Raw genomic sequence first — 14899 nt, 5'->3', positions numbered from 1 at the left:
AAGAAAAATCCCCCCGGGTCACAATACTAAATAGTGTCCATCACTCAGGACAATTAATGAACACTGAAAAGATGAGAAAATAAAAGCATACAGACTCATTTTATCGGTGACTCACGACGGTTGATTCAACATTGCTATGATATTTTGAGGTTCATTTTCTGCGAGTAATTGCGTGATGATGTCCTCATCTGCCAATGCATATGAAACCTGTGTTAATAAACGAACATGAGTCGTATTGTGCGCATCCGAACAAATTGCATATAAAATAATGCAACGAATATCGCTGCCATCCTTAACTTGCCAATCAATGCCCTGCGGGGTACGCCCAATCGCCAACGCGGTTTGGCTGACCGCCGAAGATGTGCCATGCGGCAGAGCGATATGATTTTCAAATCCGGTTGTCCCTTGCGCCTCACGTTGCCAGACATCCCGAAGAAACTGGGCTTTGTCGCTCACACAGCCATCTTGCACCAATAAATCGATTAATTCTTCAATGGCTTCCTGCTTGGTTCTAGCACTCATATTTAATTTGATATGTTGCGCCTTCAGCACTGATGAAATATCCATAAACCACCTTGGTTAACATTGAATCAAGCTTGAGTCACCGTATATGCATCACTGGCTTGCTGTAGTTTCTCTGTGATGAGCTTTTCAGTAATCCGTTGGATATCGGCATCATTCAAAAATGCGGTGACATAGACGACGGGCGTCTCAATCTCTGGCACATGAATCGTAGAAATAATCAGATCGGGTCGCATCTGCTGATTCACACTTTGAACATTACTGGCTGGCACCGCAGCAACGATCTCCCAATCGGGAAATGCACGCAGAATCCGGCTTTTCAGCAAATGGGATGTGCCGATTCCTGTCGAACAAACCAGCAAGACACGCTTGTGGGTGATCTGGCGTTCAATCGCTGCCTGAAAATGGACAGCCAGATAGCCAACTTCATCATCAGACACTTTATGTTGCGTTGTTGCTTGTTTAATCGCTTGTTTTTCAATGTGTTCTTGTTCAATGTTTTTCTGTTCAAGGCTGTCTTGTTTAAGGCGATAGCACAAGACATTTTCTATCGCAATCCGGGTTAAGTGATAGACATCCACCAGTTCATTTTTAATATCATCCAACAAGGGGTTACGAATATTAATCTGATAATGCAGTCGATTCATCAGTGGCCGGATATGCACGACCAAGCCATCATACAATTGACTATCCTGACTCAGATCGATATTGATGAGCTGTGAAAAGCTCTTCACTAAATCTGATGTAAGCTCACGCGCTTCATCACTAAATAATTCTGAATGCAACAAGTTGCTATTATGATTTTCAACAACTAATACACCTGATGAAATAATGTACTGATAAATAAACCACACTTCATCATTTGGTAATGGTAAGGCAATGTATTGCTCAATTTTTTCTACCATGGTCTCGGCGACGAGAAACACAGTGTCCGCCAAAGGTTGACGGGAGACAGGCTCGGGATGATCGAGTAAATTTCCTCTGGTGCGTCGATGCATCATAATCAGAATATGGGTAAATAGATTGATGTAGTACGCTTCACCTAATGGGTAGGCCAGTTCTTGTTCCATATCCTGCAACAGCACCTGAACAAAGGCGACTTCGTCGTGACCGAAATACTGCACCAGCGCTTTATAGCTCCCCGAGTCCAGTCTTGAATGGTTGACGAGACCGAGGTCCTGATGGTTCACTAACCCGTTAATCAAAGCGGCCATTGCCTGACGGACATGATTTTCATTCCCTTTGATTCGGGTACCGCTTTGACTGCGAATCAACTGCAACCCAAGGGGGGTTATCCAGTCTTCAATAATTCTTAAATCATTGACGACAGAGGCATTGCTGATATAAAAACGTTCTGACAGCTTATTGATTGACGTTTCTTTGGGGGTCTCACTCAATAACCAGGACACAATTTTTATCCGACGGGCGTGTCCCATCATGCTGTCTGAATCTTCACTCTCACCATTGAGTTGTAGTTCTAGCTGCAAGAGGTCTGCGGTATTGTCGGCCAACAGCAAAACCCCTGCCCCGACTTTTTTATCCACCTGAACGTTCGAACCCGTTAAGTAATCCTCAATCATATTCAGATCACGCTGGATTGTTTTTTTCGAGACGTCAAATTGCTCTGCCAAATTGAATAAGGTGACATACTCTCGCTGTTGGAGCAGAAAACGTAATAATTTATGTTGTCGTGAGGTAATCATTTCAATTTTTACCTTTGGTTATCAATCCATGATTCATCGTTCAATCTGTTGTATTTCGTCTTCGGTTTCGGAGCGGTGGAGGCTCGGTGAGTTTCAAGATAAGAAAATATTGATGTGGTCACAATACTAAATAGTGTCCATAACTCAGGACAATTGATGAACACTAAAGGAGATAACAGTCAATATAAACTGCTGATTAAAATAAATAACCCAGCAAATGCAGCGCATCAGCCAACGTCCGAAAAAACTACCAAAACATTATATCGGTTCGCCTTTTCGGTTCATCGTATCTGGCCGCTATGGGTTATGACTTGCTGAATATATTCATTGAAACACCTATGTTTTCTGTTCGTTCATCCCGATCATTACGACCCCAAAAATATTGAAAGTGAATGATAAGCACATGCCAGTGCTGGCAGGGATAAAATTACTACGTCTAAACGGTATTAAAGCGGCACTCATGTGAAATGGTGTATATACAGATAATCGGTACATGGCGGGAGGATACCAGCCCTCAGGATATTCATCTGAAAGGCAAGTGACTGCGCGAGCCCGGAGTTGAGACCGGCACCAAGTCACTGTGAATATCGCCGGGGATTGTATTGTGTTTATTCTAGATAACTCGTAGGAGCAGGCATTGCGCAAGCAACTGGCGCAGTTAAAAGCGGTATTGGGGTGGGTTAAGTAAGTAAAAAGCCGGGAGGTTAATCCCGGCTGTGTTGATATGATGTGACTGTCAAAGATTCGGAGGCTTAACCTCACCAAATCACAATAGTTCCGGCTAGATCAGACAAGAATCGTCATCTGCATCACTACTGCTACTATCGTCAGTCGCTTTATCTTCATCAAACGCGAAATTCAGCAAATACAGCGCATTCTGTCTCACAACATTATCCGCATTACTGGCACTAATCCCTTTATCACCAAAAGCAAACACAGCAACTGAAGCCGCATAGCGTGGCACATTGATCGCTTGTTCTCGCAGCGTTTTAACCAGCTTCTTGATCCGTTTCGGACAAAGCAGCCCATTACCCAAAAGGTCTTTGGTCCACCCTTCCACTTGGCGCTCCCGTTTTAGAATTACGTCACTATATTTATCAGTCACATATTCACCGATCACACTGCCTGTCGCACCCGACGCACATCCCATGGCGATATCGGATCCTTGGCCACCACCGATAGAAGAAGTGAGAGAACCGATACCACAACCTAACGACGCATAGGCAATATACTTGGCCGCTTCGCTAATCTGTGGTGTACCACTCGGGTTGGTCTCAGTGACCCCTTTATGACCCGCTGCATCACTGATTTTCTCAGACAAAGAGCTACCGATAATGGATACCATTGAAGACGCAAAACTGGTCGAAAATGCCTGCCCGAAATCACCGAGATCGCCGCCTTGAACCACAGTATTAATCCCGATACTCACGGTTGAATGGACAACGGACCGAATAATTTGTGCTTCAATACTGTTGCCGACAATATCAATCGATGTCGCATCCTGAATCGCGTTTGCAGCGTCAGTGCCTTCGGTGAATAAATGGGTATCAACCCCTTTGAGCACACCCGCAGTCACCATCGATGTCGCCAATGAAATTAACGCTTTTTTAGACGACAGAGATTTCAATGTTGCTTTAACATCAAACTTATTCGCCATCAGTCCACTGGTTGCCTGTGAAATCAAAGACTTGAAGCCGACATTAATTGCCGTATACAGCGGCCCTTCGCCCCCAATCACGGCAATGCCAGCACCGCTGGTCGCAACCGCCATCGCCACCGCAATAATCGCCATCGCTGCCGGTGTCAGGCCAGACTGGTCATAATCCCAATCTTCCATCACCAACTGGACTTGCTGCCAGTCAATGTTGATCGACGGATCATTACGTACATTCAGCATCCACGATAATTCAGGCGTTTGTGCCAGTGTTGCCAGAGTTGTGTCCAGATTATGCTTATCACCGGCGTACTGAATGCGCACACCATGATACGCATTGAGCATAATGCCACCGGAATTGATGAACTCCGAATAGTAAGCCACTTCTCGCTGATAACCATGGCCTTGATGGCGGAACGCTAATGCCCCGTCATAAGATTTCGCATAACTATAATTCTCAAGCAGTTTAGCCAGTTTAAAATCAACAGCACCATAATCAGAAATGATTTTAGCCAGTCCCTGACTATCAACGGTAACCGCTTCTAACGACACATCGCCCTGAATGGTATGCAAGACCATACTTTGGCCTGCCTTGAGCAGGGTTTTAACAATTTTAGACTCGGTCTTACTCTCCGATTCACTCTCCTTGCTGCCGAATAAGCCACCACTATCGGCTTCAAAACGACGGTCAAAGGTCTTCATATCTGCGGCACTTTTCAGCGTAATCCCATGCGCAGCCAGAACTTCCAGCAGCCCCTGACTTTCCAGCACACCGCCTTCAATATAGACCTCGCCACCTGAGATTAGCGACAGTGTATCCACAGCCGAAAGATGCGTTTGTAAGTTCACCAGTGACGACTCACTGTCAGACCAGTGGCTGCCGGATTGCGCCCGCTCGCTTTTTGCACTCTGCGGCACAAGAATGACGTTACCTTGCGCCTGAATCCGCAAATCTCCCTGTGCGGAGAACTGTCCGCCATGGCTGACCACATCTGAAGCCGTGCGAATATTCAAATCGCCGAGGGACACAATAGAACCAATCTGATCAAAATGCTCAGAATAGCCGTGGCCGTAGTCAAAGCGCGTCACTAGTGTGTCATTCACCAGTTTATTGGCAATCAGTGATACATCATCACCGGTAATCGTACCGGATAAGTTCTGAAGTTCACGGCCGGTTCGAATCGTCAGTTCACCGCCTGACACCCTGCCTTTGGTATTGATGAAGTCATGCGTAATATCCAGTAAGGCATTATGCTTAAAGCGAACATTGGCGTCATTAACCACAAAAGTATCGGTTTTGATACTGGCGGAACCGGCTGCCAGTGTTGATTCAGAAATTTTCTGGTTGGTAATCGTGGTCGGTGTTAAGTAAACGAACGGCACCATGTAGCTACGGCCATTGATGACTCGGATTTCGGGCCATACCATATCTGCCGGAATCTGATTAATTTCATCGGCAGTTAAAGTTTGTCCCAGTTTCTTCGCATGAGACTGCGCGTAACTGACGGCATTCTCATACAACTTTTTGGTCTGTTCGTTATAACTGGAGTAACCGGGAGCCGTAATCCAGCTTTTATTCAGCAACTGGGTAATCTGTTGACGGATCACACCGCGTTCAACATAAGGCGTCCCGAATCGGGCCGGAATGTCGTTCAAGGTTGTATTCTCGCCATGATAGGCCGACAGCATCGCAGGATAGCTGGCTTTAATTTGCTCAAAGAAGAATCCGAACCCGTCAAAAATAGCCAGTTCGTTTTGTTCAATGGCCCCGGCATACAGATAATCCTGAACTTGCTCTTTCAGTTGATAACGTGCTGAACTGGACACCGCGTTGGTAATCGATCCCAGCGTAATATGCTGCTGTACCGCTGCATAAACCGGGAAAGACAGATGCGTAAAAATAATCGGCAACAGCGTAGAAGAAGTCAGGCGCTGCCACGATGGTATTTGATTTTTTTTCATAGTTTGATTTACCTGATTCTGAGTCATTCAATTACATTTATATTCACGAATACATGACGATAGACCATGATTAATCCCCTTTATAATCAGGATTTTGGACAAAGAAGGTCACGTCGCTGGCGGTAATCGGAACGAATTTTCCAGGTTTTCCGGGTTTCACCGGTTGGGGCATCGGTTTGGGATCATAAGCAGATGCTTCAGGGCCGAAGGTAATACTCTGCAACATGCTGTATTCACTGCCGAAGCCTTCATGAATATGTCCGTCAACAAGGAAGATAAATGGATACTCAGCAGTCTTACTATTCTTGGTCAGTGCAACGCTGGACGTCGTCCAATGTTTTCTCTTATGTTTGATGCAGTGGCCAAATACACGCTTACTACAGTAACGCTTTGAATGCGGCGTGACGGTGGTCTGTTCAAAAATATCCCGAATTTTCAGCCCTTCCATCCAGATTTTATTGACCGAACCGGAAACGTCGCGCTTCACTTCAACACTACTATGCTCGTTATTGAGCATGTCACTGTTCAGAATCAGATCCTGACCGACATTTAGTTTTGCCGGAGGCGACAGCACCTTCAGGTACTGAATATTTTGATTGGTATGGGTCCCGTTCGGGTCACCGACTACTTTCACATACGTGTCGGCCCAGATATGGTAACGTTCATTATCGATAATCGGTGCCTGTAAAATGACGTTGCCCGTCCAGGATTCGACAAGCGCTGACATATTCCAGAACCGTTCACTCACTCGGATATCCATGATCGATTCGGCAGAAACGACCACTTGCTCACTCTGAGTCAAATCTAAATTGAGTTCGGGATCGGTATAACTGTTTCTTGAGACTTCATAAGGGTTGGCATTGGTAAAATTCTGAGCAACGACCTTGATATTCTGACCTAAGATATAAGCACTCAGAGATTTTGCGGCAACTTTGCCACATCCTTTAAACGGCGGTACCGCTAATTTCCCACCCACTTCAATCGAAGGAGAACGATTGACTACACGGAGCATTGCACATATTTCAGCCGGCTTGAACGGATAATATTGACCGTTGATAACATCCTGCTGAGAAGTTAACTCAATATTCTCACCCAGAATAATACCGCCATATTGGTTTTTCACCCCGCTCTGACCATTCAAGTAAAGGTCGCGAGTCGCTTCAATATCCCCCTCATTGACAATACTCTGTCCGGTAAAATAAACAGACTCCCCGGAAATTGCACCAAGGTTTTTAATGTCACCAACCGCAACCACTTTGATTTCTGCGCCCTGAATACTATCGAGCAGATAATTATTACCTGCAGACAATGCGGCAATATGAATTGCCCGGGTGGATTCAACATCAACTTTATTGGTGGCAATAATTTGCTCAGACAAGTAGATATTGCCATTTGATTTAATCGAAACCGACTCTAAAGGAATAATACTTCGTTCATTATATCGGCCGACATACGTCCAGTTGCCCTGTGTTTTAATTAACCCTTTGACCCAAATAGACCCTAAATCATAAGTTGATTCAAGGTGAAGGTTACCGACTGAAATCCGGCCTTTATCGGTGATCTCTAAGGCGTTTGATGCGTTTTGATAAGATTTACGATTAAACTGTTGATAATGCGCATCAGACCGACGGTCGGTATAACGGAAGTGGTTTTTACCCACAATAATTTGAACGTCACCATTCGAGACTTCTAAATTACCACCGGCATCAATTTCTTTCACTTCCTGATGGTTGCGAGTTGAAAGGCTGCCTTTCATATTAGTACGGAGCGGGCCATCAACCAAAACACGACCTGCGGCAATATCTAATAACGATAAATCGGTCGCCGCCAGTCCGTTACCGTTAATTGTGACCGTCCCACCGCTGACATCAATCCCCGTCAGTTCGCCATTCTCCAACTGCACGGTACCGGTTGCGAGCGTTGCCCGCTCGGTATTCTCGATAGAACAGCCTTGACACTGAATTCCGCCGGGAGCAACAAGCACCACATCTGCCGCATGTCCCTCAACCCGAACCGATTGAATATTTGCCTGTTGATTTTGATCGACGACCAATACGATCGTCTGAGCCGGAGAGTTGCCGATTTTCGGGTTCATCACTAACGAGTTGAGCAAGACAATATTTTTTCCTTGCGCATTAAACGTTTTAAAGTAATTTACCGATACCCCTTGCTCATTTGCCTTCGCAATCCGGACATAATATTGACCGGATTGATTGAGCACAGATGTTTGATCAGCACGGCTGCCTTCATCTTTTACATTGATAGCTGCCACTGCCGAGTGACATATTGAAATCAAAGAGAGACAAATAATGAGCCATACGTATTTCACCGAAGCCCCATATCCGACGTTCAGTTTCCTATTTATATTAGCCAATGTGATACCTACGATTCAGAGATATTTTTACATTTAAATGAAAACGTTTATCAAATCATGATAAACCCCTAACGAATTAACTTTTCTTATGTCATGATAATGTCAATTTCAGTGAGCAAATCATATCACTGATATAAAATTCAACAAGTGAACATTTATAATAATATTTTGTTCACAAATAGCCGCCAGGCATTATCAGAATTCAATCAACCGGCGTCAGTATTAATATATTCAAAAACTAACTTGTCATCGTCCAATTACATTTATTTTAATGATATATAAACGACGATAAGTGCTTACGGCTTTACCGATTCTTTGGCCACCATGTACAGCGTTTTACGACTCAGGCGTCAAAGTTCAACAACGATGACCCGACACCATTCCCTTTGCAGTTCAGCTCGGATAAGCTAGTCTTTGGTCTTCCGAACTTTACCTATGCCGCTCTGGCTCACGACTCAAGAAATCAACACTGATGAAATTTATCCATACTTCAGACTGGCACCTTGGCCGCCAGTTTCACAGCGTTTCACTGATTGCCGATCAAAGAGCCGTGTTGGCACAATTGGTCGCTTTTATCGAGGAAAACCCGGTTGATGCAGTGATTGTTGCCGGTGATATTTATGATCGTTCCGTGCCGCCGACGGTGGCAATCGAACTCTTGAATCAAGTCATCAACCAGATTTGCGGCACCCTTAATACACCGATGATTCTCATCCCGGGGAATCACGACGGTGCAGAACGGCTCGGCTTCGGAGCTGAGCAGATGAAAAATGCCGGCTTGCACATTATCAGTGATTTTGACCAAATGCTGGAACCGGTTATCCTTGAGAGTCAATCTGCCGGTGAGGTCGCCTTCTATGGCATTCCTTACAGTGATCCTGAAACCGTTCGGGCCGCGTTTCATACTTCAGTCTCTACACACGATGAAGCCCATCAGTTACTGACCCGGAAAGTTCGCGAGCACGCTTCTTCCACCCAAAAACAGGTGCTGATCAGTCACTGTTTTGTCGATGGGGCAATTGAGTCCGAGTCCGAAAGACCACTTTCGATCGGGGGCTCGGATCGGGTCAGCCATGAACATTTTATCGATTTCGACTATGTCGCCCTCGGCCATTTGCATCAGCCTCAGCAAAAAGGTGCGGCGCACATTCGCTATTCCGGCTCTTTAATGAAGTACAGCTTCAGTGAACAGCATCACAAGAAAGGATTCACACTGGTCGAATTGAATCAGGACGGTTTTGTCTCTGCCGAACGGGTCGAACTCACCGCACCGCATGAAATGCGGATCCTTGAGGGTGAGCTGAACACCATTCTTGAACAGGGCAAAACCGATCCACAGCATCACGATTATCTGCTGGTGCGGCTGACGGATAAACACGCCATTCTCAATCCGATGGAAAAACTCCGCACCGTCTATCCCAATGTGCTGCATTTGGAAAAGCCGGGCATGTTGATTGGCGTTGAACAAACCATGGCAACGGCCAGACTGGCCCGCAGTGAGATCGACATGTTTCGCGATTTCTTCGTTGAAGTGCAAGATAACGAATTATCGGCAGAACAAGATCGCGCTATCAGCGACATCATCAACCAACTGACCCGGCAGTAAGAGACATCCATGACACCATTACAACTGACCATGCAGGCCTTTGGCCCGTTTGCTAAAACCGAACAGATTGATTTTACCCGTCTGGGGCGTCACCCGCTGTTTCTGATTAATGGCCCGACCGGTTCAGGCAAAACCTCGATTCTGGATGCAATCTGCTTTGCCCTGTATGACAAAACTACCGGTAATGAACGTCAGAGCGTTCAAATGCGCAGTGATCTCGCCAGCGCCGATACCCCGACAGAAGTCACCCTGACTTTTGCCCTGCACAATAAAGTCTACCGGGTCACCCGCAGCCCGGAACAGCAAGTCCCCAAAAGTCGCGGCGAAGGGACCACCGTCCGCAAGCATAGTGCAGCGCTGTATGACATCACCGATATTGATGCAGAAAAACTCATCACTGCCAAAACCGCGCAGGTCAAAACCGAAGTGACGACCTTGATTGGTCTCAATGAAACACAGTTTCGTCAGGTGATGGTGCTACCCCAAGGGCAATTCCGCGAGCTGTTACTGGCCAGCTCCAAAGATCGGGAAGCCATTTTCGGTCAACTGTTTCAGACTGATATCTATAAGAAAATCGAATTTGCACTCAAAGATAAAGCCAGTGATATCAGCCAAGCTAAAAACGAATTCGATAACCAGATTCGCGGTGCCTTACAAGTGGCCGGTGTCACCTCTGAACCGGCACTCGATGAACAACAAAGCGAATTTGCCCAACAGCTCGAAGCGGCCCGTCATCAAGAGCAAACCGCCCTGTCTGCCCTCAATCAGATCAAATCCGAAATTCAAAAAGCGCAAGCGCTCAATCAGGATTTTGACCGCTTCAGTCACGCGCAATCGGCACTGAACACTCATCTCGAACAAAGCATGCACATGGTAGCAAAGCAACAACAGCTGGAGACCGCGCGCAATGCGGCCAAAATCCAACTGCCTTATGTCAATTGGATCAATGCAGCCAAGCAAGTAGACGAGTTTCAGCAAAAAATCACCACTCAGGAACAAGCACGCGACGCAGCGCAAACTGAACAGCAGCACAAACAAGCCGCACTCGATGCAGCAACAGAACGAGCCAAGCAGGTTCCTGAACTGACGAAAACGGGCTATCAGTTAGAAAATCTCAAAACCAAACTAGCCGAAAAACAAGCTCTCGAAAACAAGATCGCGGAATATACCAGCCAGAAACAGCGCCTTGAGGCAACTCAGACCCAATATATTGACTATAAAGAAAAACTGATCCGCGAAGCCGAGCAAGCCCGACAGGCATTCGAGAAAGCCCAAACTGAAATGGCTGAAAAACCAGTAATTGAAGCTGAAATTGCCCGTATGCAGCGTTTAGCGACCGACCTCAATCAGCTTGCAAGCCTTCAAAAACAGCGTCAGCAAGCGGTGGAACAGACACCACAAAAAACCGCAGCTATCCAACAAGCAAAACAAGCCTTTGAAGCAGCGCAACAACAAGCTGACCAGTTAGAAATGCAGTGGCACAACGTGCAAGCTGCCATTCTGGCCCGGAAACTTCATCCCGGTGAGGCGTGTCCGGTCTGTGGCAGTTGTGAGCACCCTTCCCCTGCAGTCTTAACCGATACCGAAGTCACTAAAGCGCAAATACGGCAAGCCCGTGCTGAACAGCAGCAGGCATGGCAGCACTATCATCAGCTTTGCGCTCAGCTCGACCAACATCAAGCATTGATCACCCAGACCGAGCAGCGCTTGAATGAGTTAACCACACAACTTGGTGAGCAAGCTTCAGTTCAGCCGGCACAGCTCCAACAAGATTTGCAAGCCAAACATGACCGCCTGCAATACTTATCCACTCTCAATCCGGAACACATGACGCAAGCCGTCACAAAGCTCAATCAACGTTGTGAAACCGGAGAACACAAACTGGCCGAACTCCAGCAACAAATCGTGGTTAACGATTCCCAGCTGAGTGCCAGTCAGGAGCAATTGCGCCAGCTCAGCGAATCAATTGACCCAAATCGTGACAACGTCACTAAAATTAATCAGGAAATAGCTACGATACAGCAACAGATCGATACCCTTAATCAAGCATTGACGACCACACAGACTGCGTTGCAACAAGCAACACTGGCTTATTCGAACCTCAACAGTCAGATCACCACCAATCAGGAGTTACTGCAACAAGCCAAAACACGCTTGACTGTAGCAGAAGCCGAATGGCACCAAGCACTGGCGGTGAGCCATTTCAACGATGAACAACACTACCTCGACAGTCAGAGAACCGAGCAGGAGATCCAGCAGTGGCAGCAAGAGCTGGATGAATTCAAACAGACCCAAACCCGTCTGGAACAGACACTGGCTGACTTAACCGCAGCCTTGAAAGATGCCCATAGACCGGATCTGGAAGCGCTGAATATAACCCAGACTCAGACACAACAAACCTATACCGACGCTCGTCAGCAGCTTGATGCCATCCACTCAACCTTCGAACGATTGGAAAAAGTGCGCCAAGATATTGCTCGGCTACACGCGCAAAACGCCAAACTGGAAAAAGAGTATCAGGTTTACGGCACTCTCTATGACGTCGCCAGCGGCAAAACGGGGAGCCGGATCAGTCTGCATCGTTTTGTATTGGGGGTCTTGCTCGATGACGTTCTGATTCAGGCCTCTCAGCGGCTGAGCTTAATGAGTAAAGGCCGCTATACGCTGGTGCGGAAAACAGAGGGGTTCAAAGGCATCGCTGGTCGTGGTCTTGATCTGGTGGTGGAAGATGGTTACACCGGCAAAACCCGCGATGTGGCAACACTATCCGGTGGTGAGTCTTTTATGGCAGCACTGGCGCTCGCTTTAGGTTTATCTGATGTGGTTCAGTCATACAGTGGTGGTATCCGGCTGGAAACCTTATTCATTGATGAAGGCTTTGGTAGCTTAGATCCGGAATCGCTTGATCTGGCGATCCAGACGCTGGTTGATCTGCAACAAACCGGGCGAATGATCGGTATCATCTCCCACGTCGCGGATCTGAAAGAGCAAATGGCATTGCGGATTGATGTCGTGCCTTCACTGACTGGATCAACCGTCAAAGTGCATCGTTAAGCGCTGGGGGAAACATCAGCCGAGTCATGATTGCATACGCATGGTAGATACACGCCCTAACGGTTCTTTATTTTTCGGTCGAAAGAGGGCAATACTTCCCGTTTTACCGCCAAAAACTCACCAACAGAAATTCAAAAACAGAAAGTCGGTCTCTTCATAGCGAAGCAGTTTTGCATGGTCGTCAAGATAGAGGTCCAATCGACACACATTGTGTAAATCGGGTTGCCCTTCTTCGGCGATCATATCCAGCGCATCAATCACTGAACGCTGATTTTTGTAAGACCAACTGACTGAGGCCAAAATATCCGGTGAGAAAAAAGTCGCTAGCCATGGCCGTTTAATGACAAACATCACTGGCCCTTGTGAAACATCTTTGATTTCTGATGTATCGTCATACTGATATAGCCAAACCTGTATCGGCTTTTCTGGGTTGTTGTAATGAATGAACATCCGTTTCGGAAAGAAAAAAGCAACGATAAAACCGATGCATATCAATAAAAGAATCATTCGAATTATTTTGACTGGACTAGCTTTCATTTTCTAATTCTTTTCTGTGGGGGTGAAAACATAAATGAATGTCACGAGCTGCGTCAGAAAAACTCGCTTGCTCCAACCGTTTCATTAACTCCGATGAGGTCAATGTTGCTAACGAATCGCTGTAATCCTGATATAGTTTGAAGCCAACCTTCACAGCAATCACATCATCCGGGGCATCGCCCGAGGTGGTCATATTATCGAGAAACTGTGCTCCGCCTGCACCTCGTCTCACGTTGCAGATCTGAAAGAGCAAATGGCATTGCGGATTGATGTCGTGCCTTCACTGACCGGATCGACGGTAAAAATTCGTAGTTAAGTGCCACGACTCACTGATACACGCTCATCAGTTGCAGCGGATTAAATGGCGCATTAAACGGGGGTTGCGCCGATAATTTTTCGATCTGCTGCATGTCCAGTTGCTGGAACTCCGATTCCAATGCTTGCGGCCGATATGTTTTCTGAATTTTTAGCCACTCATCTAATCTTGTTTTATCTCCGGTTTCTGCGACATAGTTCAGTAAATCTTGGCTATAGCGAGCCTTCTCTTCTGCGACACATTGATCGTTTGCCATTTCACTCAAAATAGATACGACCATCACTTTTTTTTCCCGAGACAGTGAAGACAACCAAGCCGATTTAATATCATCTTTAGCCACTTTTGCTCTTTTGTGGCGACATTGTTCGATCTTCACGTTCAAATTGTCATAACTTGTCAGCATTTTTTGCCGTAAATAGTCATGTATCGATGTCGCATTGGCTGAATAACTGAAAAAACACAGCACTATCATCAGCCAGTTTTGAACACGCATTATTTTAGAACGCACTTGCTTATAAAGCATTGTAAACACACTCCCAGAAGGTTCTCTCTTTTCCCATTGATAACATAGCAGTTTGAAAAGCGATTTTCTCTAACCTTTCTCGTTTCACGGCCTCGACCGACTGAAGGGCTTGAGCAAACATCACCCAATCATAGTCTTTTATATTTTTCGCTGTAGAAGCTAACGTCACACTTGTGTATGTGTTCCGCCCCGCAAATATCTGAAATGCGGGAACAAACATGAGGATTCTTTCTAATAATGAACTCATGTTAATCACATCGTTCATGTCATTAATGGCATCGACTGTTCTCGATGTTGGAACAAAACCGCTGATAGAGCAAAAATCACTTTTTATTTGAGCGACTGGCATCGTGCCTCTCATCATCAAAAATAAGTACAATGGATACATCATAATAAATTGCACTTGATTGCATAGTCGTTAATTAACTGAGTAAAAGAATATGAGCAGAGGTTCCAATATTTAACCTCTTTAAACAAGTTTTCATACAATAGTGTATCTGTTCACTCCTTTTTCAAAAACAGACAAGACATATTGTCCAAACAAGGCTAATCATGCGAGGCGCTGCTACCAGAGTTGACTGTATAGCGATGTTCATCAATGATGGACGCTGTTGATTGCCTCCCAGTGAAAGGGCAAATTTGGGCGAT

The 14899-nt window shown here is 46.0% G+C and carries 10 protein-coding genes; 2 read left to right on the top strand and 8 right to left on the bottom strand.

Translation table 11 applies throughout. The features are described from left to right. Positions 1–111: 111 nt before the first annotated feature. From VRK_RS16740 to VRK_RS16725, 4 genes are all read right to left on the bottom strand, one after another. The gene (locus VRK_RS16740; RefSeq protein WP_059122430.1) at positions 112–567 is read right to left on the bottom strand and encodes a PTS sugar transporter subunit IIA; all 456 of its coding nucleotides are present in this window, start codon (positions 565–567) and stop codon (positions 112–114) included. A gap of 23 nt (positions 568–590) precedes the next feature. Then, on the bottom strand, positions 591–2225 hold the full coding sequence (locus tag VRK_RS16735) for a BglG family transcription antiterminator (protein WP_197413137.1): 1635 nt from the start codon (positions 2223–2225) through the stop codon (positions 591–593). Between the two features lie 781 nt (positions 2226–3006). Then, positions 3007–5841 (bottom strand): DUF637 domain-containing protein, encoded by a 2835-nt coding sequence (locus VRK_RS16730; protein WP_197413136.1) that lies wholly within the window; start codon positions 5839–5841, stop codon positions 3007–3009. A gap of 70 nt (positions 5842–5911) precedes the next feature. Continuing rightward, entirely contained in the window at positions 5912–8170 is a 2259-nt protein-coding gene (locus VRK_RS16725; RefSeq protein WP_059122427.1) for a two-partner secretion domain-containing protein, read from the bottom strand. Positions 8171–8687: 517 nt separating this feature from the next. On the opposite strand from VRK_RS16725, the gene VRK_RS16720 reads away from it, so the two are divergent. Beyond that, entirely contained in the window at positions 8688–9821 is a 1134-nt protein-coding gene (locus VRK_RS16720; RefSeq protein WP_059122426.1) for an exonuclease SbcCD subunit D, read from the top strand. A gap of 9 nt (positions 9822–9830) precedes the next feature. Further along, the gene (locus VRK_RS16715) at positions 9831–12875 is read left to right on the top strand and encodes an AAA family ATPase (RefSeq protein WP_059122425.1); all 3045 of its coding nucleotides are present in this window, start codon (positions 9831–9833) and stop codon (positions 12873–12875) included. Between the two features lie 117 nt (positions 12876–12992). Here the strand turns inward: VRK_RS16715 and VRK_RS16710 are convergent, their stop codons facing one another. The 4 genes from VRK_RS16710 to VRK_RS16695 form a co-directional block, all read right to left on the bottom strand. Beyond that, positions 12993–13412: a hypothetical protein gene (locus VRK_RS16710; RefSeq protein WP_059122424.1), complete on the bottom strand. Its 420-nt coding sequence runs from the start codon at positions 13410–13412 to the stop codon at positions 12993–12995. Then, the gene (locus tag VRK_RS16705) at positions 13402–13644 is read right to left on the bottom strand and encodes a hypothetical protein (protein ID WP_157371942.1); all 243 of its coding nucleotides are present in this window, start codon (positions 13642–13644) and stop codon (positions 13402–13404) included. Before VRK_RS16705 ends, VRK_RS16710 begins: the two co-directional genes overlap by 11 nt. Positions 13645–13738: 94 nt before the next feature. Beyond that, positions 13739–14251, bottom strand: a complete 513-nt coding sequence (locus VRK_RS16700) for a hypothetical protein (protein ID WP_059122422.1) — start codon at positions 14249–14251, stop codon at positions 13739–13741. Then, positions 14241–14600 carry a hypothetical protein gene (locus VRK_RS16695; protein WP_059122421.1) on the bottom strand — a complete coding sequence of 120 codons (360 nt, stop codon included), beginning with the start codon at positions 14598–14600 and terminating at the stop codon, positions 14241–14243. The genes VRK_RS16700 and VRK_RS16695 overlap by 11 nt, the downstream gene beginning before the upstream one ends. Between the last annotated feature and the right edge of the window lie 299 nt (positions 14601–14899).

This window comes from Vibrio sp. MEBiC08052, from assembly GCF_001506075.1.
Taxonomy (GTDB): domain Bacteria; phylum Pseudomonadota; class Gammaproteobacteria; order Enterobacterales; family Vibrionaceae; genus Vibrio.
The sequence above is the reverse complement of the archived record's forward strand: the minus strand, read 5'-3'. Positions and strand labels throughout refer to the sequence as shown.

Excerpts from the sequence above, each read along its gene's own strand:
- VRK_RS16740 (WP_059122430.1), bottom strand. The coding sequence starts at position 567 with ATGGATATTTCATCAGTGCTGAAGGCGCAACATATCAAATTAAATATG.
- VRK_RS16735 (WP_197413137.1), bottom strand. The coding sequence starts at position 2,225 with ATGATTACCTCACGACAACATAAATTATTACGTTTTCTGCTCCAACAG.
- VRK_RS16730 (WP_197413136.1), bottom strand. The coding sequence starts at position 5,841 with ATGAAAAAAAATCAAATACCATCGTGGCAGCGCCTGACTTCTTCTACG.
- VRK_RS16720 (WP_059122426.1), top strand. The coding sequence starts at position 8,688 with ATGAAATTTATCCATACTTCAGACTGGCACCTTGGCCGCCAGTTTCAC.
- VRK_RS16715 (WP_059122425.1), top strand. The coding sequence starts at position 9,831 with ATGACACCATTACAACTGACCATGCAGGCCTTTGGCCCGTTTGCTAAA.
- VRK_RS16710 (WP_059122424.1), bottom strand. The coding sequence starts at position 13,412 with ATGAAAGCTAGTCCAGTCAAAATAATTCGAATGATTCTTTTATTGATA.
- VRK_RS16700 (WP_059122422.1), bottom strand. The coding sequence starts at position 14,251 with ATGCTTTATAAGCAAGTGCGTTCTAAAATAATGCGTGTTCAAAACTGG.
- VRK_RS16695 (WP_059122421.1), bottom strand. The coding sequence starts at position 14,600 with ATGCCAGTCGCTCAAATAAAAAGTGATTTTTGCTCTATCAGCGGTTTT.